Consider the following 25588-nt stretch of genomic DNA (forward strand, 5'->3'; position numbering starts at 1 on the left):
AGCATGTAGGTGATTTCTGCAAATGGTTGTTGCCTTGTCGATTTCCGTTTTAATTTGTTCTCAGTATGCAACGGAATGGCTATTACTACCTATGTATGAATACACCAACTTTGAGTTACGCTAATCATGCAAAAATGTTACATGTATGGAGGTAAAATGATGGATGTGACGCGTGCTAAACAAATATACGAGATGAAGGATACAGTACCTGTACTGTTAGACAATGAGCATCCTGTCTGGATCGAGAACGTCGATGAACCGAACAAAATGGCCACGGTGCAAGTCGGTAACAACCCACTAGATACACATACGGTTTCGGTTGAAAGGCTCGATGAAGATAAAAAGCAATAACGACTTTTAGCTGTAGTCTGTGTGTAACAGGCTTCAGCTTTTTATTTGTGTAGAAGGAATATTTTGTATCCGAATTTTGTTATTTATTATGGCGTTCAGTCTATTAGAGTCGATATTACAAGAAAACGTTATTAGACCGATGTTCATTTTTTCATAAATTGTTAGATATCTATATAATTTATAATTTATAATTATACATATTTATTTATAATTATTGACAAGACAGCGCTTACATAATATATTCTAGCTGTAACGTTACAAAAATTTACTATTGGAGGGTGCTAGTATGGAACAGAATGAAAAGAACTGGGAATCGACCACTTCGAAAGACATGTCTCAATCAGCAGGTTTACCTTTGGTGAAGTCGATTGGTTGTGCTGCATGCTGGGCTGCTAAGAGTATTTCTCTTACGCGTGCCTGCTGGATTCCTACTATTCCTAGCCGTGCAATTTAATTGAGTAAGGTAGGGGGCCTGAAAATGAAAGGCCCTCTATTCGAATTTCTATTTAAACGACTAGTGTTTAAGGAGGAATTTATAGTGGAAGAACAAATTACGTATCATCCTCATGAACTTTGTATACACCTGCAACCGAATGGAGCACTATTGCTAGATAAAAAGAGTATGTTTTATTTCAGATTAAGTGGAAAGGCTGCACAGCTTGCCCTGCTTCTATCCAAAAATGGAAGTCTTAAAAAGACGGCGAGAGTGTGGGAAATTATTTCATCTGAATTATTAAGTGAGCAGCAGTTAAGTGATGAGTTGGGCAACCATCCGTTTACATCGCTTTGGAAAGAAGGTTTGTTGGACAAGCCATTACTAGTTACAGGTTCTAAAAAGGCATTTATCCCGATTAGTTGTACCCTACAATTGACGAATGCATGCAATTTAAGTTGCTCGTTTTGCTATGCTAGTTCTGGTAAGCCGAATGAGAATGAGCTAAGTGCCGAACAGTGGATAGATGTCATGCAGCAGTTAGCTGCTCATGGCGTTGCAGACGTCACTATAACGGGTGGTGAAGCCAAGCTAGTAAAAGGATTTAAGCAGATTATTGCGGCGGCAAGTTCGTTATTTACGAATGTGAATTTATTTAGTAACGGACTCAAATGGTCCGATGAGGAGATTGAGTTAGTCCAACAATTAGGGAATGTGTTTGTTCAGGTAAGCATTGACGGAAAAGCCGAGATACACGATATACTACGTGGTCGAAAAAACAGTTTTAATGAAAGCATGGCAAATGTAAATCGTCTTTCACAAGCATCTGTACCGGTACTTATTGCTATGACCGTAAACAATACGAATTATGAAGATTTGTTTGATGTGATAGGACAGTCTGTACAAGCAGGAGCAAAAGCGTTTCGCGCAGGTAAAACATTGTCCGTTGGGCGAGCCTCTGATCATTCTTTTGCACTAAAGGACGAACAAGAATATCGCATAAAACGTCAACTCAAAGATGCCATTCAACAATGGGGAGATCAGATGTGGATACCTGATTGGGATCAAGATGATAACAACGGGTGCACAGATTTTTGTACTCCAGGATATTTAGCTTGGTATATCCGATCCGATGGGGTTGTTACGCCTTGCCAAATCGAAGATGTGGCATTAGGACATATTTTGCAAGATGATATGCTAACAATCGGGTCTGAAGATAGATTGTGGCAGGCTAAATGCAGTGCCAAACATTGCAATTGTATTAGCAAAGTACAGCTTGCTGAAGTTGATCTTCCGTTTGTCCAAACTCGTTAAGAAGAGGGATATATCATGGAATGGTTATTGATTATTTTATTATCCATTTTAGGATTGCTGCTGTTTTTCAAATTTAGACCAAAATCGTATCAGTCGATGCTAATTGATAAACAAAGTGCTGAACAAATAGCCGAACAATTTATTAAGAGATATGTTGGGGTAGACGTACATAATTGGAAGAAATACTCCATGTTTTGGCATGATCGGGATACAGTAAACAAACTCCATCATATGGATTTATTGAATAAGAACAGACAAATTTTATATGAATGGGGCCTTGTAGAAGCTTGGAGGATTCGATTTGTTAGTGCACATAAATCAATCATTATTGGTATTAATGCCAATCAAGAGGTCACCTTTTTGCAAGTTGATGTGAAAAGGCAAGACATTCCCAAAATAAATGGAGAAGTTCAATCTCCTGAACATTTACTTCATTCATTAAATGCGTCGACGCACGGCGTTTGGGGTAATGCTTTCGTAACAGGTAATGGCAAAAAAGAAGAGGACTTAAACAATACAGATCTGTATTGGTATACCGTTGAATCCGAAGAAATACGGATGAAAATAGCGGTGGAGGTGCAAAATGGCTACCTTGTCAGTATGGGATCAGCGCAAGAAATACTGACAGATAAAATGAATGTGGCCGTTAAAAAAGAATATTTGGAATCGACTTTAAATTTATCTGGCGTGTTGGGCTCTTTTGTTGCTGTGATAGCGGCTTTGATCATTCTTATCACGCAAGGTGGTGAGGTATCTTTAGCTTATAGCTTGGTCATGGGATGTATTATGGCAGCTATTAGTTCTTTAACTGCAAAAGAAGATATTGAGCTTAGTATCGTCAATGCATATGATTCCCGCATCAGCATAAAATCAGTATATTTGTTAGGTATTTTGTCTACAGCTCTAGCAAGTTTGGCTGCTGGTTTTGTCGTGTTTATCGCATCGTTGGCAGGGAATTTCATCAGTACAAAGAAGAGCTTATATTTATTTGAACAATTGGAATGGCAAAGCGCTGTGGGCGTTTGTGTAGGCATAGTGACTTTAGGGGTATTTGGTCTCTTTTTTTACATCTTAGAAAAGAAAAATTGGTTAAAAATCTCTCCGGAACTGTCTGATCGTACTGTTTATTTGTCCGGATTTAATTTGAAGCAAGGGCTAAGTGTTGCTTTGCAAAGTTCCTTGGCAGAAGAAACGGTCTACCGCTTGCTTGCTATTCCTGTTATTTGGTGGTTGAGCGGCAATGTATACGTCGCAATAGGTATCTCTTCAATGTTGTGGGCTTTCCTACATCAAGGAACAGGGTACCAGCCCCGCTGGATAAGATGGTTTCAACTGTTCGTCTTTGGTTGGATATTAGGATTTGTATATGTGTATTACGGATTCGTATCTGTGTTGGTAGCCCACTTTGTGCACAATTTCATACTCGTATCCGTACCTCTTTTTCAGTATCGCTATGACAAACAGAGACTCCATAAACAGGCGAAACCACAGTCCATCCATAACGGATAGTGAAAGGGATTGCTCACAATGGATATTTTAAAAGTTGTCAATCTGCAAAAGAAATATGAAAATGGCGATGGTGTAGACGATGTCCAATTTTGTATACAAGCTGGGGAAATTGTCGCGTTGCTAGGCCCGAACGGAGCAGGTAAAACGACTACCATTCGCTGTATTACAGGGCTTTACAGGCCAGATCAAGGTCATATTTCGATTGGAAATCATACTCCTGGATCGGTGGCAGCCCAACAAATGGTTGCCTTTATCCCTGATCAACCATTTTTATACCCAACATTGACGATAGCTGAACATGTGCAGTTTCGTGCCAAGGCATTTAAGGTTCCCAAACAGCAGCTTAAAGAGCGTGTCATGCAAGCCTTGGCTGAAGTCCATTTGACGGATCTTGCTGATCGGATGAGTGGGCATTTATCACGCGGGCAAAAACAGCGGGCCATATTGGCTGGTGCTATTGTGCAAAACGCAAATTTGTACGTATTGGATGAGCCAACAGTTGGTTTGGATATACCGGCTAAACAATGGTTAGCCAAATGGTTAACTGCTAAAGCAGAACAAAAATGTGGTGTATTTATATGTACACACAGTCTGGAGTTTGTTCTGGAAATTGCGCATCGTGTACTCCTTATTCAAGAGGGGCGTATTGTAAAAGAAATGAGTGTCCCTAAACACGAGGCAGATTGGCCAGAATGGCGTAAAGACGTCATCCATGCTTTAGGGGAGTGGACGGAACATGGGTGATATATGGCAATTGTACCGCTTGCAATTATTTAGAAGCTTATCCAATCAGGAAAGAAAAACGAAAATTCCTTTTTTATTATTGGTTACACTAGCCCTCTTTGTTACGCTACAGCTCAATATAGGTGATGCTGGTAACGAGGAATCACTAGTCTATTTCGGCTGGGGATTAGCTGTTATGTTTCTGATCTACACCGTTTTAGGGATTGGGTCCAATCGTCTTCCTTCTAAAATGGAAGATGTGATTTGGCTCTATTCAATGCCACTTCATTTATCACGTATTGCGCACGCGACAGTCCTCTGGCAAGTTTTTTTGCGGAGCTCGTTGTGGTTGCTTGGCGCCGTTATTGGCGACATCATACGCTTAAGTATTTCAATGTCATACGTTAATTTAACAGGAAAAGCATTGCTTACCCTTGTTGTGATAGGTGCGATGGAGTATTGGCTCGTTGCGTTATCCTGTGCCAGAATGAACCGTGGAATTCGGATTGTTTTCGGTCTGGGCGCCCTTATTTTTACGGTGTTATTAGGATTCGCTAGTTATTATACCTTTTTCGTACCTGAATCCCCTTATGTATGGAACATGGTTGCCGATGTTATTTCTGAATTTGGACTTATTTTTAAAGGAAGTTATTCTTGGAAAACAGGGACAACAGTGTTTATTTTAATATGCCTTTCGTTTGCCTTGATTCATTACTCTACACGGTCATTGAAATGTAAAGAGCAGCTAGTAAGAGAAGCAGACTTCTGGTCAGAATTTAAAGATTATAACGCATTTAGCGCCAGTATCCAACCTCAACAGTTCAAAAGTTGGTGGGGAGCGCAGTTTTTAACAGGTCTAGGCTCTTTTTTGTGGTTCGAAATTAATATTGCAAAAAAAAATGTATTCACGCATCTATTTCAACTCCTTTTTATAATAGCCATCGTGTATTATGTGATCGTATATCGTTTCGATTGGATCATCATTGTGAATGTAGTACTTGTTGCCGCCATATTAATGAATTCCTATTTTTCAGGTTTAGTGCGCCATATGCAATCGGGGGATTTATTTTTGCTCCCAGGTAAATTCTACTTAAAAGTGTTGGTCTTAGAGCTCGCACATATGATGTGGATATTCATTCCTATCTCTGTGTTTATTGGTTTTGGCTGGTCGAATGAGCGTTTAAATATGGAGCAAGTAGGAGTTGCTATTGGATATGCAATTGGTTTGTTTGTTCTTTTGTTAGGAATACGTTTAACAGCTGCAATGCAGACGTACGGTCGTCAAGAAGGTTTACCAATCATGATTTATTTTAAAAATGTATTATACGTGGTTGTTGGGAGTACTGCTCTCGTTGGTTTTTTCGCAAATATATTGCCTTTATTGTTGGCAAGTCCATATGTGCTTCCGCTAGTTATGATTTTAATTGGCTTATCGTTATGGATGGTTTCGATTCGTAATCAGGGGAGAGCTTACTTTATTCATTTCTATGCGCTTATTTCTATAGGGGCTTTTTTGTTAAGTAGGTTGTGATGCATTTCATATGAACTAAGAGGTGAACCATGAACAATAACAATGAGATGGTATTGAAAAATATGGATAAGCTTGCTAGTGATAATGAGCGGGAGGCATTTCAGGCAATTAGGGAGATAAAACATACGGGAAAAACAGCAGTCCCTACGCTAAGAAATGCTTTACGTGACAAAGGTCCATTACGAACAATGTCAATAGTCGTATTAGGGGAAATTGGTACGGACGCATACGATGCTGTTCCTGAGCTAGCTGCTTTATTGCATGAAGAGCATGAAGAAACGCAAATGGCTGCGGCTTTGTCCTTATCGCGGATTGGGGAAAAGAGCATACCTTGCCTTTTAGAAATCGCAAACCAACTTAAGGGAACAGCGAGCTTTTGGGCGATATGGGCACTTACTATGTTGAATCCAACCTTAATCGGAAGAGAAATGGTTGACCTTTTAAACGATGAACGTTTAGACGAAGCAAGTATGTTCCGACCCCTTGCAGCGGAAGAAGCGCTTGCTAAAGTCATTGCAGCTGATCTGACGGGACCAAATTAGGAGGTGGGCAAATGGAACTGGGGCAAAGTGTACCTTCGGTTGAATATGATTTGCCTTACTTAAACTGTTCGAGTTCAAACATTTTGACAGATAGTTTTGAAGAAGAAACGCTGTTATGCTACTTCTGGTCGATAAGTTGTGGCACGTGTAAAGAAATCGCTACCCATTTACAGCGTGACCTGAGTGAATATCCAACACAAGTGAAGCTCGTTAGTGTGCATGTTCCTTTTTCGGAAGATGAACGTTGTGTAGAGTCGATAACGAATTTTTCGAATTCAAACCATTACGCTTTTCCGATCATTTTAGACCAGTACCATGAATATGTATCCTTGTTTAATTTGAAGATTGTGCCGGTCTTTTTATTGTTTAATAGAGATAAAGTGTTGCAGCACAAAATTATTGGAGTAGATGGGTATAAGAAAGTAAAGGAGCTATTAAAGGGTAATTAAAGAGCTATTAAAGAGCGAACAAAAGGATACAATAGCAAGTGACTTAACATGTGGTTGTCTCTTCAGTATATTTACTGTGGGGGGAACCACTTTTTGTATGCAGTGACAAGCGTTCACGGATAGTGCTTCGCTTTTGTGGTATAATAGGGCGTTAGAAATTCATTTGGTTGCTGGTCGGATGGAGGAGGGCATAGGAGCATGTTTCAAACAGCGGAATTTGCTTATCGTTCGATGAACGAAGCGGATACGGAGAAATTGGCTGTACGGTTGACGGAAAAGTTTCAGCCAGGAACGGTCATCGCCCTTGATGGGGACCTTGGTGCGGGTAAGACACGCTTTTCGCAAGCTGTCGCTCGTGCACTTGGCGTAAAGGATGTCGTTAGCAGCCCAACTTTTACAATCATTAAAGAATATGAAGGCGAACAAATGCCTCTTTATCATATGGATGTGTATCGTATTTCAATGGCAGAAGCGGACGAGCTCGGCTTGGACGACTATTTTTACGGTGAAGGCGTGTCCTTGGTGGAGTGGTCAAGCATCGTGACGCCGATTTTGCCAACGAAATATTTGCATCTGTTCTTGCAGTATGAAGGTGAACACGAGCGGATCATTCGGTTGACGGCTTATGGCGAGCCGTACATTTCTTGGGTTAACGAACTAAAACGGATGGGAGTATAAGAATGATGGAACAACAAGCAGTTCAACTGCTAGCAATTGATACATCGACGAATGTGCTGGCCGTTGCCGCACTGCGTGGGAGTGGAATGGCGCCGCTAGCGAATCTTCAATCAGAGGCAGAGCGTAATCACGCGATTAAGCTTGTTCCAGCGATGCAAGCGATGATACGTGATCTCGGTTGGACGCAAGACGATGTAAATGTGCTGGCCGTCGGTATTGGGCCGGGATCTTACACAGGAGTACGCGTTGCTGTTACGGCGGCAAAGACGCTCGCGTGGGCTTGGCGCAAGCCTGTTGTGGGTGTGTCGAGCTTACATGCGTTAGCTTTGAGTGGCTGGGAAGCGGCGCAGCAGCACATGGAACAAGCGCAAGGTTCAGTATGGGTGTATCCGCTTATGGATGCGCGTAGAGGACAAGCTTATACTGCGCGCTTTGCTTTTGAACATGGTGAGCGAGCAGCGGTGGACAGCTTAGGTGTTCGTCAAAATGAAGACAGCATTCGCTTAGTTGCTTCGGTTGTTGAGGAAGCAGAGGTGTTGCTTGCTCATAATGAAGGCCAACCGCAAGCGCAAGTCTGGCTTGTGGGCGATGTAGAGCCTCACCGTGAGCTACTGGAGGCGCTTCAAGCGAAATTAGGCAGCCGTGTTCGTATCGTAGGCTGTAAATTAAGTGCGGCTTGGATCGGCCGCTTGGCGCTTGCTGATCTAGAGCGGGGCGTGCCAACTGCCGATATCCATCAGTTGGAGCCTAACTATGCGCAGCTAACGGAAGCGGAAACCAAACTGCTAGCGAAGGAAAGAGAAGAAAGGGCAGCGCGAGCAAACGATGTTGCAAGCAGCTCGCCATCATAATGACTCGGAAAGGACGGTCACTTCATTGAGCAAAACAGAACGATTTGACGAATTAGCCCCACAATCGACTTCGTCAGCACCGATGTTTAGAGCAATGGATATCGACGATATTCCAGGTGTTATGACCGTGGAGCATGCTTCGTTTACTGTACCATGGTCGGCTGATGCTTTTCGCAATGAGATGCTGCACAACCAGAACGCCAAATATATCGTAATGGTTTGTGATGAGCAAATTGTTGGCTATGCAGGAATGTGGACCATCTTAGACGAGGCTCACATTACAAATATCGCTATTTACCCTGATTATCGAGGACGAGGTCTTGGTCAACAGCTGCTCTATCAGTTGATGGAGCTTGCTGTTTATTGTGGCATGGTAAGTATGACGCTGGAAGTTCGGGTATCGAATCAGGCGGCTCAACATTTATATACCAAATTTGGCTTTATCGCAGTTGGGGTTCGTAAAGGGTACTATTCAGATAATCAAGAGGACGCACTTATTATGTGGGCGGATTTAAAGCAGTTCGCACCGATCATTATTTCCAGTGAGTCCAATCAATAAAGCAGGTGAATTCATTGACATTCATACAATCGGACGAAAAAGATAGTATTATTTTGGCGATAGAGACGAGTTGTGACGAGACATCTGTCGCTGTCGTACGCAATGGTCGCGAAGTGCTTTCTAACATGGTGTCAAGCCAGATCGATGTTCATCAGAGATTTGGCGGTGTCGTGCCAGAAATCGCTTCGCGTAAACATGTGGAGACAATTACGGTCATGATTGAGCAAGCGGTCGAGCAGGCTGGCATTACGATGCAAGATGTCTCTGCGATCGCGGTTACACAAGGCCCTGGCCTAATTGGCGCTTTGCTAGTAGGTAATGTAGCAGCTAAATCGCTCGCTATGGCGTTCGATATTCCGCTAATTGGCACACATCATATCGCAGGACATATTTATGCGAATCAATTGGTTGCAGAGCTTCAATATCCTTGTATGGCCTTGGTCGTTTCAGGCGGTCATACCGAATTGGTGTATTTAGAAGCAGAAGGTAAGTTCCAATTGATCGGCCGGACGCGTGATGATGCGGTTGGCGAGGCTTATGACAAAGTGGCTCGTGCCATTGGTCTGCCTTACCCAGGTGGCCCGCACGTTGATCGCTTAGCTACGGAAGCTACGGAAACGGTCGATCTGCCGCGTTCGTGGCTGGAGCCAGATTCGTACGACTTTAGCTTCAGTGGCTTGAAGTCCGCGGTGTTGAACGTCATCAACCAGACTCGGATGCGCGGTGAAGAGCCGAAGTACGGGGCTATCGCTCATGGCTTCCAGCAGTCTGTAGTCGACGTCCTCGTCGGTAAATCGATGCGCGCTGTCAAGCAATACAACGTGAAGCAATTGCTGTTGTGTGGCGGAGTTGCGGCTAATCGTGGTTTACGCGAGGCATTAACGAAGCAGTGTGAAGATGAGGGAGTGCCGCTTATTATTCCGCCGTTCGAATATTGTACCGATAATGCAGCAATGATCGGGGCGGCCGCCTATTTGAAATGGAAGCACGGTCAATTTACGGAGCTTGATTTCACAGCACATCCTCAGTTTTCGTTGGAACAATGGTCGGTGTAAATCGATTGCAATATGTGAAGCTTGAAAGCGGGTCTGCATAGCGATGCAGGCTCGTTTTTGGCTTTTTTTGATTTTTGGCATTCGTGAGTGCTTATTTTTAAATAACATTCAAACAATCAATTGAATATTATAATGAATTGAGTTATAATAACAATCAATCAAGGAGAGTTTATTATTAAATCCGAAAGGGGTTTTCTAAATATGGGACTGCATCATGGGCATAGTCATGGACACGGACACAGTCACGGGCATGGTCATCATCACGGAGGCGGGGCGAACAAAAAGGCACTTTTGTTGTCTTTGATCATCATTTCGATATTTCTTGTGGTTGAAGTTATTGGGGGCTTTATTACAAACAGCTTGGCGTTGTTGTCTGACGCTGGACATATGCTAAGCGATGCATCAGCTCTATTTTTAAGCTTGCTTGCAATGATTTTTGCGGCACGGAAACCTTCGCCACGCAAGACGTATGGCTATTTTCGCTTTGAAATTTTAGCCGCCTTTATTAACGGGATTACGTTAGCCGCTATATCGGTATTTATTTTAATTGAAGCTTATGAGCGTTTATTAAATCCGCAACAAGTCCAAAGCTTATCGATGATAGGAATCGCAATTGTTGGATTGTTAGCTAACATTGCAGCTGCTTTCGTGTTAATGCGTGGAGACATTAAAGACAACTTGAATATGCGCAGTGCTTTTCTGCATGTACTTGGTGATATGCTCGGCTCTGTCGGTGCGATTGTTGCTGGAGTGTTGATGTGGAAGTTCGGCTGGTTTATTGCAGATCCGATCATTAGTATTATCGTAGCTGTACTTATCTTGTTGAGCGCATGGCGTGTAACGAAAGATTCGGTCAATATTTTGATGGAGGGTACGCCTTCGCGAATCGATACCGCACAAGTAACGGAAGCTCTTACCGCGATTCCAGGTGTTAACGGTGTGCACGATTTGCACGTATGGACGTTAACTTCAGGTTTTGATGCGCTTAGCTGTCATTTGCGGGTCGAGGATCAGGTGTCGAGTTATCCCATTTTACAGCAAGCCCTAAAAACGGTTAAAGACAAGTTTGAAATTTCTCACGTCACGATTCAGATTGAAGATTCCAGTATCCAGCATGGGGATCTTGTGTGTGAGGTTGGTGTGCAAGCTAGCCAGCAATGTGCGGGCGACCATAATCACGATGATCACGATCATAATGATGACCATAGTCACGATAAGCAACATAATCACAAGCATGATCATGACCATAATCACGATGACCACAAGCATGAGCACAACGGTGAGTGCAGCCACAAACATTAAAATGTTCGTTAGTATGCCTAACTTGTTATGTATGCGGGAATAGTAAAGGTATGCTAATTCGTAGAAATAGGTGATGTGGTCATGAGTAAAAAGATCGGGCTTATTTGCGGGAGTTTACGAGCCAATTCTTACAATCGTATCGTTGGAGAAGCAGTAGCTGCGTTGGATGTGCCCGCTGAATTTCACTGGATTGACATCGGAAATCTTCCGTTGTTTAACGAAGATCTAGAAGGTGACAATCTTCCAAAGTCTGTAGCTGTGTTTAATAACGCTGTGCGGCAATCAGACGGTATTCTAATTGTAAGCCCCGAGTATAACTCGGGGATGTCGGGTGCTCTTAAAAATGCACTTGATTGGGCGTCGAGGCCTCCCCGATCATCTGTGATTCATCGTAAGCCAGTTGGCCTAATTGGTGCAACTCCGGGCGGGCTAGGTACTGCTTTTTCACAAAGGCAAATTAGGCAGACGCTAGATGCGGTTCAAGCACTCGTTCTGCCTTTTCAAAAGGTACTTATATCTCAAGTTCATGAGAAGATAGATGCCGAGCAAAGAGTGTTAACGGATGAAAAGACGAAGCAATATGTTCAACGGTATGTATTACAGCTTATAAACTGGATCGATAACGTGCCTGTACTTGACTAAACTCAGACTGGCGTCGCTTTTAGAGCGGCGTCAGTTTTTTGTATGCTCGTTCAAGTACTACAATCTCGTTGTGGATAAAAATTATACACATATCCTGTAAAAAATGTGGATACAGCGCTTACATCCTTACTGTGTGGGTGTTGTTAAAATGATGAAAGAAGGGGATACATTTTTCAAAATAAAATGTGGGTTTTGTGGATAGTGTGCATAAAACAGTGGATAATGTTGGGTTTTGGCGCTGAGTCGCGCTGTGACAGCTTGTTTTCGACAAAGATTAGATCACACATTCCAAAATTCGACATGCAATTCTGTGGATAACATTCAGCGGTGTAAATGTTATATGACGAATTGCCATTATGAAGTGCGATAGTCATCATAAAATCTTCATCGTAGTATTGATTCTCATGGCATCCGCCGCTAACGGATCTCACAGAGCTTAATTCGCTCATATTCATAGATGTTGATTTCTAACGGTTATTAGCAAGCTTATTTGACGTGTTGAATGCAATTTCAGCTAATTTCATTAAAATAAGCGCTACCTGAACCGTTAAATTTTAAAATTGCAGTTATCCCTAAGAATAACGACTATTGCGACCGTTAGAGGTAAGTGATGAGGGACGATCGATAGCCATAGTACGTTTGCCATGGATCGGTGTCAGGTACGCTCAATTCAACAAACACGATTGCCCCTCTATGACACTACTTTTATTGGCTTCAGGCTTTCTCAAATTACTAAGCAGCTTCGGGTATATCGCGTTACGATCAGCTTTTATGATTTGCAATTTATCCAAGCAATCCATTACACGAAGGAGTCAATCATGAGTTATACCCATTTTTACACAACAGAAAGAGCGAAGCTAGAAATCCTACATGCCCACGGATGGTCCGTACGGATCATTGGTTTGGAACTGGGACGTCATGACTAAAGTGCTGCACGTGAGTTGAAGCGTAACCGAAAACCGAATCATTATCATGCGGAGGCCGCACAGATATCGTGTGAGCAGCGTCTTAAACCTGCAGCAACCCGAGCAACATTTAACATGGGCAAACTAATTTGCCAGCGTCCAAAAGGGGTTCGTAAATGTGAAACCTTTGGGCATTGGGAACTCGACAAGGCTGTATCCTGCGGCAGTCTTTAAAATAGCTACAATAGACGAACTATTCCATACACATGAACTCATTAATCACTGACCAAGAAAATATCTTGGACGGAGAACAGTTTACGAATCATTCATGAAAGAGCTGCCGAACTTGGCTTGACCATCCGTTATATAAAAAAGAGTCAAGTGAAGCTTACGCTCACTTGACCCGCTGCATTTGTTGCGCTTCCAGACGTAGAAGCGTTTCTATTCCATGAGTTGTTCCCACTCTGTATAAACGTCGTTCAAATTAGCTTTGCATGCATCAATGTGTTGCTGAACTTCTTGGGCGCGCACATAATCTTGATATACTTCCGGATCTGTAAGCTTATGCTCCCAATCAGATAGCTGTTGCTCCAACTCCGCTATGCGCTGCTCTAGCTGTTCTAGCTTACGTTGGCGGTTGCGTTCTTCACGCTTAGCTTGCTTATCCGCTTCATAAGCAGCAGCGCCTCTTTTGGCAGCTTCGTCTTCCAGCGCATCAGCAGCTTGGGTGTGATTTACCAACGCTGGCTTATACGTGTGAGGAGACATACTAGCAGCTTCAATCGCTTCGTCTTCTGCAATCTCTTGTATTTTAGTCATATAGTCGTCATAATTTCCTAGGAAATGACGCGTGCCGTCAACACCTAATTCAATGACTCGTTCCGCCATTTTATTTAAGAAATAACGGTCGTGAGAAATAAATAGCACGGTGCCATCGTAATCGATTAACGCCGATTCAAGTACTTCTTTGCTGAACAAATCCAAGTGGTTAGTGGGCTCGTCTAAGATGAGTACATTTGCTTGCAGCAACATCAGCTTCGCTAACGCGACACGCGCCTTTTCGCCGCCACTTAACGTGCCGACTTTTTTCTTCACATCTTCACCGCTAAATAAAAAGCTGCCAAGGACACTGCGAATGCGGACTTCTTCCAAATGAGCATACGAGCTCCACACTTCTTCCAACACGGTGTTCGCAGGGTTAAGCGATGTTTGCTCTTGATCATAAAACCCAATCGAAACGTTGGTTCCCCATTGTGCACTGCCGTGCAGGAAGGGGTGGTCACCAATAAGTGCCTTTAAGAGCGTAGACTTACCGATACCGTTTGGTCCGATCAAGGCGACCATTTCACCGCGATTTAAATCGATTCGTGCTTGAGAGAATAGCGGTTTTTTAGCATCATAGCCTACGGAAGCATCTTGTAGACGCAGCACATCTTTACCGCTCTGACGCGTAATTTCAAAGCTAAAATGTGCTTTTTTCAAGTCGCCCATCGGTCTATCCAACCGATCGATCTTGTCCAATGCTTTACGACGGCTCTGCGCTCGCTTCGTCGTCGATGCGCGCACAAGATTCCGCTGGATAAAGTCTTCCATCCGTGCAATTTCATCTTGCTGTTTTTCATATAGCTTCAGCTGCTGCTCATACTGTGCAGCTTTCAGCTCCATATACTTTGTATAATTGCCTGGATAACGTTTAGCTTGATGACGTTCAATTTCTATAATGGTCGTAACCATCGCGTCCAAGAAGTAACGGTCATGGGATACGACGAGGACAGCGCCCGGGTATGAACGTAAATATTGTTCAAGCCAAGTGAGCGTATGAATGTCCAGGTGGTTCGTTGGCTCATCGAGCAGCAGCAAATCAGGCTGCTGCAACAAAATGCGAGCCAGCGCCAAGCGTGTCTTTTGACCACCGCTTAACGTGTCGATAGGTGTGTCCGGGTCCATATGGCTGAAGCCCATCCCGTGCAAAATGCTACGCACGCGCGTCTCCATTTCGTAACCGCCCTGTTGACGAAACCACTCTGAGCGCACAGCGTAACGATGGAGCGTATCCTCATAGCGCTGAGCGTCGTCTGCGAGTGCAGGATCAGATATTTGTCGCTCTAGATCGCGTAGTTCCTGTTCAGCTTCTAATAAATGCTCAAATACGAGCATCATTTCACTCCAAATGGAATTGTTGGATTGTAAGCCGCTATTTTGCGCAAGATATGCGATGCGCGTTTCTTTCGATTTATAGATGACGCCGCTGTCAGCAGTCATTTCTCCTGCAATCAATTGCAGCAGTGTAGATTTGCCCGCACCGTTAACACCAACGAGGCCAATACGTTCACGTTCTTGAATTTGCAAAGTAATATTCGTTAATACGGGGGTGATCCCGTAATTTTTGCTCATGCCGTTCACTTGAAGCAGCATAGGTGTATCTCCTCCGTTTATAAAATCTGTATGTCTAGTTTACCTGAAATTGAGGTGAAGTGCGAAGTGCTTTCCGTACTTTCTCTTATGAAGTGTTCATAAAATCGAATTTGTGTTCGTTTAATGTTAGCAACATGTTGGCAGGGGACGCGCAAGGATGGTAAACTAAGGTTGGTATTCGTAAATGAACGTGAATAAAGATAGTATGAGACGGTACGGTTAAATGAGACGGGGGTGCGGGGAGTGCATGAGTCAAAAGCGGAGTTGCGCAAGCGAATGAAGCAGCGTCGCGCGAACGTTCCAACGCATGAACAGCACGCCGCAGCCAATGCCGTATATCATTTTGCTGTGCCTTTGTTAGATCGCCTGCGCCAGCAAGTTGGACGATCATTATCCGTGTTTGGCTATATCCCTTTCGGAGGAGAGCTTAATATTGGTCCAGTGCTTCAATATTGCCAGCAAGCAGGGGATCATATATATGTACCACGCACACATGCAGAGCAGAAGCAAATGACGCTTCATCGTTGGGACAGTAATCTCGTGATGCATACAAATGCTTGGGGATTGCAAGAACCTGCACCTGAGACAGAACTATGGCCTGAAGCAAGCTGGTCCAGCATAGATGTCATATTCGTCCCGGGAATTGCGTTTGATGCTGACGGAGGGCGCTTAGGTTTCGGTGGCGGCTACTATGATCGGTTTTGGGAACGATTTAAGCAATTTGAGCACGATAAAGAGCAGGCAACGCAACTGATCGGCTGCGTGTATAGCTGGCAGCTCGTAGACCGTATTCCAATGGAGCCACATGACATTGCCGTCAACGTCATCATTACTGAACAAGGCGTGGTTTCACTTTGATATGAGGTCATCATTTAGCAGGAGTTGTAGAAAGGAATGCGAACATGAATCAGAACGGGGAGCAATTAACCCATTTTAACGATCAGGGCCGTGCACGGATGGTAGACATATCTGACAAGCAGATTACGTCGCGCAAGGCGGTAGCTAGCACAAGTATTCAGATGAGAGCGGAAACTTTGGCGCGCATTAAAGCAGGTCACATCGAAAAAGGTGATGTCCTTGCTGTTGCGCAAGTTGCGGGTATTATGGGAGCTAAAAACACCTCGCAGTGGATTCCGATGTGTCACCCGCTAATGTTGTCAGGAGTTAATGTCACCTTTTCTGATAACGGTCTGGACACCCTTTTTATTCAAGCGGAAGTTAAAACTTCTGGAAAAACAGGTGTTGAAATGGAAGCGTTAACGGCAGTGAGTGCGGCTGCATTAACGGTATATGATATGTGTAAAGCGATGCAAAAAGATATGATAATAGGTCCGACTATGCTCATGCATAAGACTGGTGGCAAAAACGGGGACTATAATATACATAAATAAGTCATGAAGCATGAAGATGGTTTGTCGGCGAAAGGAGGAGCGAACATGCGCTGGAAAGTTGCCATGTTAACAGCAAGTGACAAAGGTTCAAGAGGCGAACGTGAGGATACGAGCGCGCAAGTCATTCGCGAGTTGGTGGAAGAAGAATTGAACGGAGTTATTGTTGAATATCGAATTGTGCCAGATGAGCTTATCGATATTTCTGCCGCTTTGATTGAGATGGCGGATTATTTTAAAGCAGATCTTATTATTACGACAGGTGGCACTGGGCTTGCTCCACGAGACGTTACGCCAGAAGCCACATTAAAAGTAATTGACCGTCAAGTTCCGGGATTGGCGGAGGCGATGCGCTTTGCTTCTATGCAAAAGACTCGCCGGGCCATGTTGTCACGTTCCGTATGCGGCATTCGGGGCAAGACACTTATTATTAACTTACCAGGCAGTCCTAAAGGTGTACACGAAAACTTAAAGGCGATCATGGACCAAATTCCACATGCACTGGACATTGTAAGTGGGCGTTTTCATGATCACGAGCAAGCGTAACCCAATTCGTAATCGAATAAGTGCGTACAAATGATAATATCTTCATAAAATTGTTACATTGGATTGGTATTTTACGGATTGTGCTTATGATATGATGGTAATAAAAGATAGATGTCATTTGTCCGTATCGAAAGGAGAACATTATGCTTGGTAATATTGGTTTTGGCGGTATTTTACTGCTATTAATTGTTGCCTTGTTGTTGTTTGGGCCAAATAAATTGCCGGAGCTTGGACGAGCATTCGGTCGTACATTAAAAGAATTTAAAGCAGGTGCGCGTGATATTATGGGTGATGAGGATCAGTCTAAATCAGCGCATACGGACGTGCAAGCGGTTCCGGCGGCAACTGCAACTGCAACAGCGGGAGCTGCGCCGGTTCAAGCAAATGCACAGCCAACTACTCAACCAAGCTTGGACAAACAACGCCGCTTGCCGGAATAATAGGTTTGGCGTTTAAATGGACGCTTCTGCACTCCATTAGGTTTAAGAACAGGTTGGTGTTGGTATGTCACAAATGAACCAAATGACAGAAGAGCAAATGACGCTCGTTGAGCACATTACTGAGCTGCGTAAGCGGGTCATCTATGTGCTCGCCGCGCTGATCTTCGGTCTTATTGTAGGCTTTATATTGGCAAATCCTATTTATGATTTTTTACGCAATACGGAGCCGGCCAAGCAGTTAAGCTTAAACAGCTTTTCGCTATGGGACGGCATCGGGATATATATGAAGTTTGCTTTTATTGTAGCCCTAGCGCTAGCACTTCCGACAACGTTGTATCAAGTATGGGCGTTTGTTAGCCCTGGCTTGCGGGCGACGGAGCGGAAGGCTGCGTTGCGCTATGTGCCGTTTGTATTTTTATTGTTTGTGTTAGGTGTAGCTTTTGCTTACTTCGTCGTTTTTCCGATGGCGTTTCAATTTACATCGAACATTAATAAACATTTAGAATTAACGGAAACGTACGGTATTACCCAATATTTTGCGTTTATGTTTAACATTATTTTGCCGTTGTCACTTCTGTTTGAACTGCCGGTTGTCATCATGTTTTTGACACGGATTCGAATCTTAAATCCGTTGCGGCTGCGCAAAATGCGTCGGTTTGCCTATTTTGGCTTAATCGTGCTAGCAACGTTTATTTCGCCGCCAGACATCGTGTCGGACATTCTAGTCGCGATTCCGCTCCTCGTGCTGTATGAAATAAGTGTCATTTTGTCTGCGACCGTATTTCGCAAGCAGCTAGAAGAAGATATGAAATGGGAACAGCAGTACGAAGACGATGCTGACAAGACAACCGCATAACTCATCATAAGAATGATGCAGGCGAAGGAGATGCGAAAGCGTTGAATGGAGCCTGCATTTTTTGTTTATTGGTGTCGTAATCGTAAAAAAGTTTAGCGAAATGGCTTAGCTTAAAAAAATTTAACGTCAACCCTCTTGCATTCGAAACCCAAAATCAGTATTATAATTATTGTTATTAGCACTAATCGAGCTTGAGTGCTAACACTACAAAATTGTTGTTAAGAACGAACCTTTTCGTCCTTAGGCGGAGGTAGTTCTTTACCTTATAACTCTTTTTACAAGGAGGCTCTTTTTCATGATCAAACCTTTAGGTGAACGCGTATTGATCGAAGCAAGCGCGAAAGAAGAAACTACAGCTTTCGGTATCGTATTGCCGGATACGGCAAAGGAAAAACCGCAAGAGGGCAAAGTTATTGCGGTAGGGAATGGCGTATGGAAAGACGGACAACGTGTGCCATTGGATGTTAAAGAAGGCGACCGCGTTATTTTCTCCAAATACGCTGGCACTGAGATCAAATTCGAAGGCAAAGAGTATTTGATTATGAAAGAAAGCGACATTCACGCGATTCTTGGTTAATTGTACTAAGAACATCAGCGATGATTAGCTTACGCACTTACCGGTTGCGCTGACAGTAGGTCGGCATAACCATTTACTTTATACATTTCGAATGAATCTGAGGAGGTTTTCACGATGGCTAAAGAAATTAAGTTCTCTGAAGAAGCACGTCGCTCTATGTTGCGTGGTGTTGATGCTTTGGCAAATGCCGTGAAAGTAACACTCGGTCCTAAAGGCCGTAACGTCGTGTTGGAGAAGAAATTCGGTTCTCCACTAATCACGAACGATGGTGTAACGATCGCTAAAGAAATCGAGTTGGAAGATGCATTCGAGAACATGGGTGCTCAACTCGTTAAAGAAGTTGCTACGAAGACTAACGATGTAGCGGGTGACGGTACAACAACAGCTACGGTATTGGCTCAAGCGATGATTCGTGAAGGCTTGAAAAACGTAACTGCTGGTGCGAACCCTATGGTCGTTCGCAAAGGTATCGAAAAAGCGGTTAGAGCGGCTGTTGAAGAATTGCAAAAGATTGCGAAGCCAATCGAAGGCAAGCAAAGCATCGCTCAAGTTGCTGCTATCTCCGCAGCTGACGAAGAAGTTGGCAGCTTGATCGCTGAAGCGATGGAGAAAGTCGGCAAAGACGGCGTTATCACAGTTGAAGAGTCCAAAGGCTTCAACACTGAGCTTGAAGTTGTTGAAGGTATGCAATTCGACCGTGGCTACATCTCGCCATACATGATTACGGACACAGACAAGATGGAAGCTGTGCTTGACAACGCTTATATCTTGATTACGGATAAGAAGATTTCGAACATCCAAGAGATCTTGCCAGTGTTGGAGAAAGTCGTACAACAAGGCAAACAATTGGTTATCATCGCTGAGGACGTTGAAGGCGAAGCGCTTGCTACACTCGTAGTGAACAAACTTCGTGGTACGTTCACTTGCGTGGCTGTTAAAGCTCCTGGCTTTGGCGACCGTCGTAAAGCAATGTTGCAAGATATCGCAGCATTGACTGGTGGCCAAGTGATTACAGAAGAACTCGGCCTTGAGTTGAAATCGACAAACGTTACTCAATTGGGTAGCGCTCGTCAAATTCGCGTAACGAAAGAGAACACGATCATCGTTGATGGCAACGGAGACAAAAATGACATCGACGCTCGTGTTAACCAAATTCGTACGCAATTGGAAGAAACAACTTCCGAGTTCGACAAAGAGAAATTGCAAGAGCGCTTGGCTAAATTGGCAGGCGGCGTAGCGGTTATCAAAGTTGGTGCAGCTACAGAAACAGAATTGAAAGAGCGCAAACTTCGCATCGAAGACGCTTTGAACGCAACACGTGCTGCGGTTGAAGAAGGTATCGTTGCAGGTGGTGGTACGGCGCTGTTGAACGTATACAATGCAGTTGCGGCTGTTCAAGCTGCTGGCGACGAGCAAACAGGCGTTAACATCATCTTGAAAGCTTTGGAAGCGCCTGTTCGCACAATTGCTGACAATGCTGGTCAAGAGGGCTCCGTTATCGTTGAGCGCTTGAAAAACGAGAAAGTTGGCGTAGGTTACAACGCTGCTTCCGGCGAGTGGGTAGACATGATCCAACAAGGTATCGTTGACCCAGCTAAAGTAACGCGTTATGCATTGCAAAATGCAGCTTCTGTTGCAGCTATGTTCTTGACAACTGAAGCAGTAATCGCTGACAAGCCAGAAAAAGATAAGCCAGGCATGCCTGATATGGGCGGCATGGGTGGTATGGGTGGAATGGGCGGCATGATGTAATAAAGGCCTTTAGCCTTTAGTGCATGAATGCTCTAAGCTTTGTAACCCATTCAGGGTAACAATAGATTAGCTTTCCACAATTGTAAATATGAAAGGCCTCTTGGACTGTTCCGAGAGGCCTTTTTTGCGCAAAAAATCGGTTCAGTTATTGTTCAGAAACATCGATTATGATATCTGATGAATGATTTGGTGTTGTACCCATCTTAACCGTCATAGACTAGCATGTACCAGCTAGGTAGAAGACAGAAGATAGTCCAATGTGTTATTTTATGATGAAAAGGAGGTTGATGATTGTAGGAGCTGTGTGTAGTTGCAACAAGTAATAAGAATATAAGGAGAAAGGAGTGCCAACGGAATGACGCGATTGATGAGGCCGTATGCCGCTGTATGGGCGCTGATGCTGCTGTTGAATACCTTGCTTCTCCCAGTTACCGCAATGGCTAACCCAGCCAGTACGAGTAACAGTACGAGCGGTGTTCAGATCCAATTAAGTAGTAACGAAGCTACTGTGCTCACTGGAAAAACGTTTACGTACACGATCGATTATAGTCTCGCCAGTACGACGGGTCATTTTTCGAACGCCAAAGTGGTGTTGCCATTGCCAAGTGGAATCGTATTTGATCGTACGATTGATTCTGTTCACGCTGTAGGTAAGCTTGAGAAGCTTAATGGCGTTGATACGATCACGTTTACGTTCAAAGATCCGACTGCGTCTGGTGCGACAGGAAAGCTGCAAGTCAATGCCCATTTCCCCAACCTCACTACACCAGATGGGACATCTGCCACTACTAAAGCTACCTTCCAGCATAATCAGGGATCGGTTATCGTTGAATCTAACCCTGTGACCATCACGAGCAAAGCATCCGCAGTGTGGAAGTTGCAAAAAGAGCAGGCTGTTCCTGTCCAATATGTAAAACCGCTGCCCGGCAGTCAAGTACAGTACAAAATTGTATTTGACGATACGAAAGACTTAAAAGAATACGGCAATTTGAACATTCAGAATGTCGTCATTACAGATACTCTTCCAGATGCAGCTACCTTCGTTTCATCCAACCCTGCGCCTACTACCAAGACGAACAACGACAAAGTGTTGAATTGGCGAGCGGATGCAGATGGTCATTTTCCAAAAGAAATTTACGTCACGGTGTCCTATCCGAAAAATGTCCTTGATTTGATCAACAAAGATCCAGACAAATACCCAGATAAAAAAGTAACGAATCGCGTGCAAGTATCCTATCTGCCTGTAGGTTCATCTAAGCCTAGTGTGGTTTCGGCAGAAGCTTCACATGGCTTTGTGAATGTTCCAGAGGGGGGCATCTGGATTTACAAAGGCGTGGATCAGAATGAGAAGGAGCTTTCAACCGGTCAAGAAATTACCTATTATATTGGTGGTATAGGTAATTCGGCCAACGTGGAGCTGAAAGATGCTAAGGTGACAGATTTGACACCTAAAGGCTTGCAATTGAAATCGTTCAAGACGCCTAAATTCGTCGGTATTTCTTTTTACAAAGTGCAATACACCACCACAACAAATCCTCAAAATGATAGTGACTGGATTGATTGGGCTATATTAAACCCGAGTGTAGTGCATCCTTTCAATGCTACTGCGAACATGAAGGGAATTCGACTCGTATTTGGTGATGTGCCCGTGCATTTCCGCCAAGTAGAATCCTTGCAAATCCGCTATGAACTTACTGCGGAATATAAGGATTTGGAACACCCTTACGCCTTCGGGAAATACCAACCTGGTCCTGATGGGAAGTATGAATGCGTAAAGGATCCAAATGGCGGTGTGAAGCCTAAATGCCATTTTCCTGAAATAGATGAGCATCACGGTCTTCCTAAGAACGAGGAGAGCCCTCCTGATCGGAAGCAAATCGTCAACTACGTTGTTGCCACACACAAAAAAGCAATCAACCCGAACGATACAGAAGAGTTCGTATCGAGAGTGAAAGTTCTTGCGGTCGACAAGCTTCCAATTATTACGGTTGATAAGCAAGCTAGCGGTTCCTCCTTCAAGCCTGGCGACAAGGTCACGTATACGATTAGCGTGAAGAACGCGACGCGGGGCAACGTGAATTTTGACAACCCGATTGTGACGGATTTATTGCCCCAAGAGCTTGAGTTTGTTGCGGATTCTTGGAAAGTGGCGAGTAGTAGTGGGCAGATTCCACCTCAGCCTTTTGTTCAAAAAGGAACTCCCGACAAGCAAGGACGTGTTCCGATAACTTGGACTTGGAGCAACGAGAACGATAACGCCTGGACGCTTAAAAAGGGTGAAACGCTAAACCTAACCTTCGATGCCAAAGTGTTCAATGGAGCCTTGACGGGCGCCATTCAAAACGAGGTTGAAGTGACCTCGGCTACGCACAAATACTTAAATAACTTCCATAACTTTAAAAATCAGCGTTACAAGGCTGGAAAATGGTACGTGTACAACAGCGCGGACATTTATGTGAATTCCTCTGCGAATTTGGAGTCGATTAAATGGGTGCAGGGAGATTTGGACAACGGAAAATGGACCAAGTATCCCGACACTGGAAATGTCACGCCTGGTGGAGAAATCAAGTATAAGCTGGAAGTGACCAACAAAGGCACAACCAATGTGAAGAACGTGCTCATTGTGGACGCACTTCCTCGAATTGGTGATCGGGGCGTCATTGACACTTCGCCACGTGACAGTAAATGGAGTCCTGTCCTCACGGATAAAGTGACTACACCTGCTGATGTGACTGTTTTCTACAGCACAGATGACACGGTCACGATGACTACAGGAACGTGGACGAAGGAGCCTCCACAAGATTTAGCCAAAGTTCGGGCACTCAAATTTGTGTTTGCAGATTCCCTTGTATTGGCGCCACAGCAATCGAGAGAACTGACATGGACAATGCGGGCACCAATAGGTGCGCCGACGGGCCCAGAGCAAATTGCTTGGAACTCATTTGGGTATACGGCTACATCTGTAGGTAGCAGCACGCCACTGCTTCCAGCAGAGCCACTCAAAGTCGGAATCAAGATCATGGAGAACCCGAAGGCGGAGATCGGTAATTACGTCTCATTCGATGAGAATGGAAATGGGCTTCAAGATGAAGATCCGAAACACGGCTTTAATGGCATACGTGTGAGCCTCCATCAAGCAAGTGATGGTACGCTGCTGAAAAGCACGTTGACCGGAAACGATCACAAAGGAAATCCGGGCTACTATTTATTTACACCGCTTGATGCTGGCGACTACTACGTCAAGTTCACCTTGCCAGACGGCTACACCTTTACGAATAAAGGTGTAGGAACTGATCGAGCCAAGGATTCTAACGCGAATTCCGATGGTCAGACGGACGTCATTAAGTTGAACACAGGTGAGAAAAGACATGACATCGATGCGGGTCTCATCAAGAAAGGCAACCCTCCTGTTAAAGGGAAGGGACAGATTGGGAAATATGTCTGGATCGATTCGAACGGCAACGGAGTTCAAGATCATAATGAAGCGGGTCTAAACAACGTAACCGTACAGTTGTTCGACGAGAAGGATCAGAAGTTGACGACTACGGTGACACGCTCCGTGTACTACAGTGCGGTAACCAATTCCGTCTATGACCCTTCTGTAACGGGTTCTGTGTATGATACGAGCGTGACGGATTATGTGTATTCGTCAGGCTACTATCTGTTCCACAACCAAGATTACGGTTCGTATAAAGTTCGGTTCATTGTACCGACGGGCTACGAATTTACGAAGCAGAACCAAGGTCATGACCGCGTGCGCGATTCAAACGCCGATTCGCAGGGCTGGACGAACATCGTTACGATAAATCAAACGCAGCCAAATGATTTAACGGTCGATGCTGGACTCATCCTTAAAAAAGATGGAGGTCCGGACCCGAAGCCTGTAAAAGGTGCGCTTGGGAAGTACGTTTGGATCGATGAAAATAAAAACGGCATTCAGGATGACGGTGATACAGGTCTGAATGGCGTTACAGTCGAGTTGTACGATAACAGCAACAACTTGTTGAAATCATCCGTAACGAAAGCTGTATATTACAATTCGGTCACGAATACGGTCTATGATCACTCCGTAACTGGGGCTGTGTACCAAGCAGGCTATTATTTGTTTGATAACCTTGAAGCGGGCAAGTACAAGGTAAAGTTTAAGCTTACTCCTGAGCTGCAGCAAAAGTACGAGTTCACGAAAAAGGGCGCCGGAAATGATCGCGTACGTGACTCGGACGTTGATGTTAGTGGGTGGGCAGACGTTATTTCGCTCGCGCAAGGTCAACAGTACTTGGTCGTTGATGCGGGGTTAGTTCGTAAAACGACTACACCTGGTACGAATCCAGGCACAGGATCTGGTGACTCTGGAGGGTCTGGTGGTTCGGGTGGAACGTTTACGCCGAGCAAACCTGAGCCTAAAAAGCCTAGCCAGCCTGAGGTTCCTAAACAGCCAACTAAGCCTGAGAAGCCTAGTGAGCCATTGAAACCGAACCCTAAACCTAATCCTGATCCGAAAGATAAGAAACCAGGTGATGGTAAAAAAGGTACGACAGATGGGGCGAAAAATAAGGACAAAAAAGATAAGACCAAGAACAAAAATTCAGATACAGATACGGCTTCGAAGCAAAAATCGAAACAACCAACGACGTTGCCGTTAACGGGTGAAGAGGCGCCAATTGCACCTGTTGTGGGCATCGTTCTCTGCGTCTTTGCGATTGGGATGTGGCTTACACGTAAGAAGTTGTTCATGTAACGCTAAGTTGTAAGTGAAGCAAAAACCGTCAG

Annotated in this window: 23 protein-coding genes; 22 read left to right on the forward strand and 1 reads right to left on the reverse strand. The window is 44.2% G+C overall.

The window, feature by feature from the left end; all coding sequences use genetic code 11:
- Window positions 1-159: 159 nt before the first annotated feature.
- The 14 genes from KIK04_RS14650 (at window position 160) to KIK04_RS14715 (ending at window position 11939) form a co-directional block, all read left to right on the forward strand.
- Window positions 160-351: an H-type small acid-soluble spore protein gene (locus tag KIK04_RS14650; RefSeq protein WP_232278742.1), complete on the forward strand. Its 192-nt coding sequence runs from the start codon at window positions 160-162 to the stop codon at window positions 349-351.
- Window positions 352-637: 286 nt separating this feature from the next.
- Window positions 638-805 carry a sporulation killing factor gene (skfA, locus tag KIK04_RS14655; protein ID WP_232274390.1) on the forward strand — a complete coding sequence of 56 codons (168 nt, stop codon included), beginning with the start codon at window positions 638-640 and terminating at the stop codon, window positions 803-805.
- Window positions 806-889: 84 nt separating this feature from the next.
- The gene (skfB, locus tag KIK04_RS14660) at window positions 890-2098 is read left to right on the forward strand and encodes a sporulation killing factor system radical SAM maturase (RefSeq protein ID WP_232274391.1); all 1209 of its coding nucleotides are present in this window, start codon (window positions 890-892) and stop codon (window positions 2096-2098) included.
- 15 nt (window positions 2099-2113) lie between these two features.
- Window positions 2114-3607 carry a CPBP family intramembrane glutamic endopeptidase gene (locus KIK04_RS14665; protein WP_232274392.1) on the forward strand — a complete coding sequence of 498 codons (1494 nt, stop codon included), beginning with the start codon at window positions 2114-2116 and terminating at the stop codon, window positions 3605-3607.
- 18 nt (window positions 3608-3625) lie between these two features.
- A complete protein-coding gene (locus KIK04_RS14670; RefSeq protein WP_232274393.1) occupies window positions 3626-4351 on the forward strand; it encodes an ABC transporter ATP-binding protein in 726 nt (241 codons plus the stop codon).
- Complete coding sequence (gene skfF / locus KIK04_RS14675) at window positions 4344-5861, forward strand: sporulation killing factor system integral membrane protein (protein WP_232274394.1); 1518 nt, start codon at window positions 4344-4346, stop codon at window positions 5859-5861. The genes KIK04_RS14670 and skfF overlap by 8 nt, the downstream gene beginning before the upstream one ends.
- Before the next feature lie 29 nt (window positions 5862-5890).
- On the forward strand, window positions 5891-6403 hold the full coding sequence (locus KIK04_RS14680) for a HEAT repeat domain-containing protein (RefSeq protein ID WP_232274395.1): 513 nt from the start codon (window positions 5891-5893) through the stop codon (window positions 6401-6403).
- Window positions 6404-6414: 11 nt separating this feature from the next.
- Window positions 6415-6852: a TlpA family protein disulfide reductase gene (locus KIK04_RS14685; protein ID WP_232274396.1), complete on the forward strand. Its 438-nt coding sequence runs from the start codon at window positions 6415-6417 to the stop codon at window positions 6850-6852.
- Window positions 6853-7050: 198 nt separating this feature from the next.
- Window positions 7051-7530: a tRNA (adenosine(37)-N6)-threonylcarbamoyltransferase complex ATPase subunit type 1 TsaE gene (gene tsaE / locus KIK04_RS14690; RefSeq protein ID WP_232274397.1), complete on the forward strand. Its 480-nt coding sequence runs from the start codon at window positions 7051-7053 to the stop codon at window positions 7528-7530.
- Between the two features lie 2 nt (window positions 7531-7532).
- Window positions 7533-8381: a tRNA (adenosine(37)-N6)-threonylcarbamoyltransferase complex dimerization subunit type 1 TsaB gene (tsaB, locus tag KIK04_RS14695; protein ID WP_232274398.1), complete on the forward strand. Its 849-nt coding sequence runs from the start codon at window positions 7533-7535 to the stop codon at window positions 8379-8381.
- A gap of 82 nt (window positions 8382-8463) precedes the next feature.
- Window positions 8464-8940: a ribosomal protein S18-alanine N-acetyltransferase gene (gene rimI / locus KIK04_RS14700; RefSeq protein WP_232278743.1), complete on the forward strand. Its 477-nt coding sequence runs from the start codon at window positions 8464-8466 to the stop codon at window positions 8938-8940.
- Between the two features lie 14 nt (window positions 8941-8954).
- The gene (gene tsaD, locus KIK04_RS14705) at window positions 8955-9995 is read left to right on the forward strand and encodes a tRNA (adenosine(37)-N6)-threonylcarbamoyltransferase complex transferase subunit TsaD (RefSeq protein ID WP_232274399.1); all 1041 of its coding nucleotides are present in this window, start codon (window positions 8955-8957) and stop codon (window positions 9993-9995) included.
- 201 nt (window positions 9996-10196) lie between these two features.
- On the forward strand, window positions 10197-11297 hold the full coding sequence (locus tag KIK04_RS14710) for a cation diffusion facilitator family transporter (protein ID WP_232274400.1): 1101 nt from the start codon (window positions 10197-10199) through the stop codon (window positions 11295-11297).
- A gap of 81 nt (window positions 11298-11378) precedes the next feature.
- Window positions 11379-11939, forward strand: coding sequence for an NADPH-dependent FMN reductase (locus KIK04_RS14715; RefSeq protein WP_232274401.1), 561 nt, complete (start codon window positions 11379-11381; stop codon window positions 11937-11939).
- A gap of 1346 nt (window positions 11940-13285) precedes the next feature.
- On the opposite strand, the gene KIK04_RS14720 is transcribed toward KIK04_RS14715, so the two are convergent.
- Window positions 13286-15259 carry an ABC-F family ATP-binding cassette domain-containing protein gene (locus KIK04_RS14720; protein ID WP_232274402.1) on the reverse strand — a complete coding sequence of 658 codons (1974 nt, stop codon included), beginning with the start codon at window positions 15257-15259 and terminating at the stop codon, window positions 13286-13288.
- Between the two features lie 243 nt (window positions 15260-15502).
- Between KIK04_RS14720 and KIK04_RS14725 the strand changes: the two genes are divergently transcribed.
- From KIK04_RS14725 to KIK04_RS14760, 8 genes are all read left to right on the forward strand, one after another.
- Window positions 15503-16117 carry a 5-formyltetrahydrofolate cyclo-ligase gene (locus tag KIK04_RS14725; RefSeq protein WP_232274403.1) on the forward strand — a complete coding sequence of 205 codons (615 nt, stop codon included), beginning with the start codon at window positions 15503-15505 and terminating at the stop codon, window positions 16115-16117.
- A gap of 44 nt (window positions 16118-16161) precedes the next feature.
- Window positions 16162-16650 (forward strand): cyclic pyranopterin monophosphate synthase MoaC, encoded by a 489-nt coding sequence (moaC, locus tag KIK04_RS14730; RefSeq protein WP_232274404.1) that lies wholly within the window; start codon window positions 16162-16164, stop codon window positions 16648-16650.
- Between the two features lie 45 nt (window positions 16651-16695).
- The gene (locus tag KIK04_RS14735; protein WP_232274405.1) at window positions 16696-17193 is read left to right on the forward strand and encodes a MogA/MoaB family molybdenum cofactor biosynthesis protein; all 498 of its coding nucleotides are present in this window, start codon (window positions 16696-16698) and stop codon (window positions 17191-17193) included.
- A gap of 143 nt (window positions 17194-17336) precedes the next feature.
- Window positions 17337-17633 carry a twin-arginine translocase TatA/TatE family subunit gene (locus KIK04_RS14740; protein WP_232274406.1) on the forward strand — a complete coding sequence of 99 codons (297 nt, stop codon included), beginning with the start codon at window positions 17337-17339 and terminating at the stop codon, window positions 17631-17633.
- Window positions 17634-17706: 73 nt separating this feature from the next.
- Window positions 17707-18489 (forward strand): twin-arginine translocase subunit TatC, encoded by a 783-nt coding sequence (tatC, locus tag KIK04_RS14745; RefSeq protein ID WP_232278744.1) that lies wholly within the window; start codon window positions 17707-17709, stop codon window positions 18487-18489.
- A gap of 295 nt (window positions 18490-18784) precedes the next feature.
- Entirely contained in the window at window positions 18785-19066 is a 282-nt protein-coding gene (gene groES, locus KIK04_RS14750) for a co-chaperone GroES (RefSeq protein WP_232274407.1), read from the forward strand.
- Between the two features lie 114 nt (window positions 19067-19180).
- On the forward strand, window positions 19181-20818 hold the full coding sequence (gene groL / locus KIK04_RS14755; RefSeq protein ID WP_232274408.1) for a chaperonin GroEL: 1638 nt from the start codon (window positions 19181-19183) through the stop codon (window positions 20816-20818).
- A gap of 355 nt (window positions 20819-21173) precedes the next feature.
- Window positions 21174-25556 (forward strand): SdrD B-like domain-containing protein, encoded by a 4383-nt coding sequence (locus tag KIK04_RS14760; RefSeq protein WP_232274409.1) that lies wholly within the window; start codon window positions 21174-21176, stop codon window positions 25554-25556.
- Window positions 25557-25588 lie beyond the last annotated feature (32 nt).

This window comes from Paenibacillus sp. 481, assembly GCF_021223605.1.
Classification (GTDB): domain Bacteria; phylum Bacillota; class Bacilli; order Paenibacillales; family Paenibacillaceae; genus Paenibacillus_B.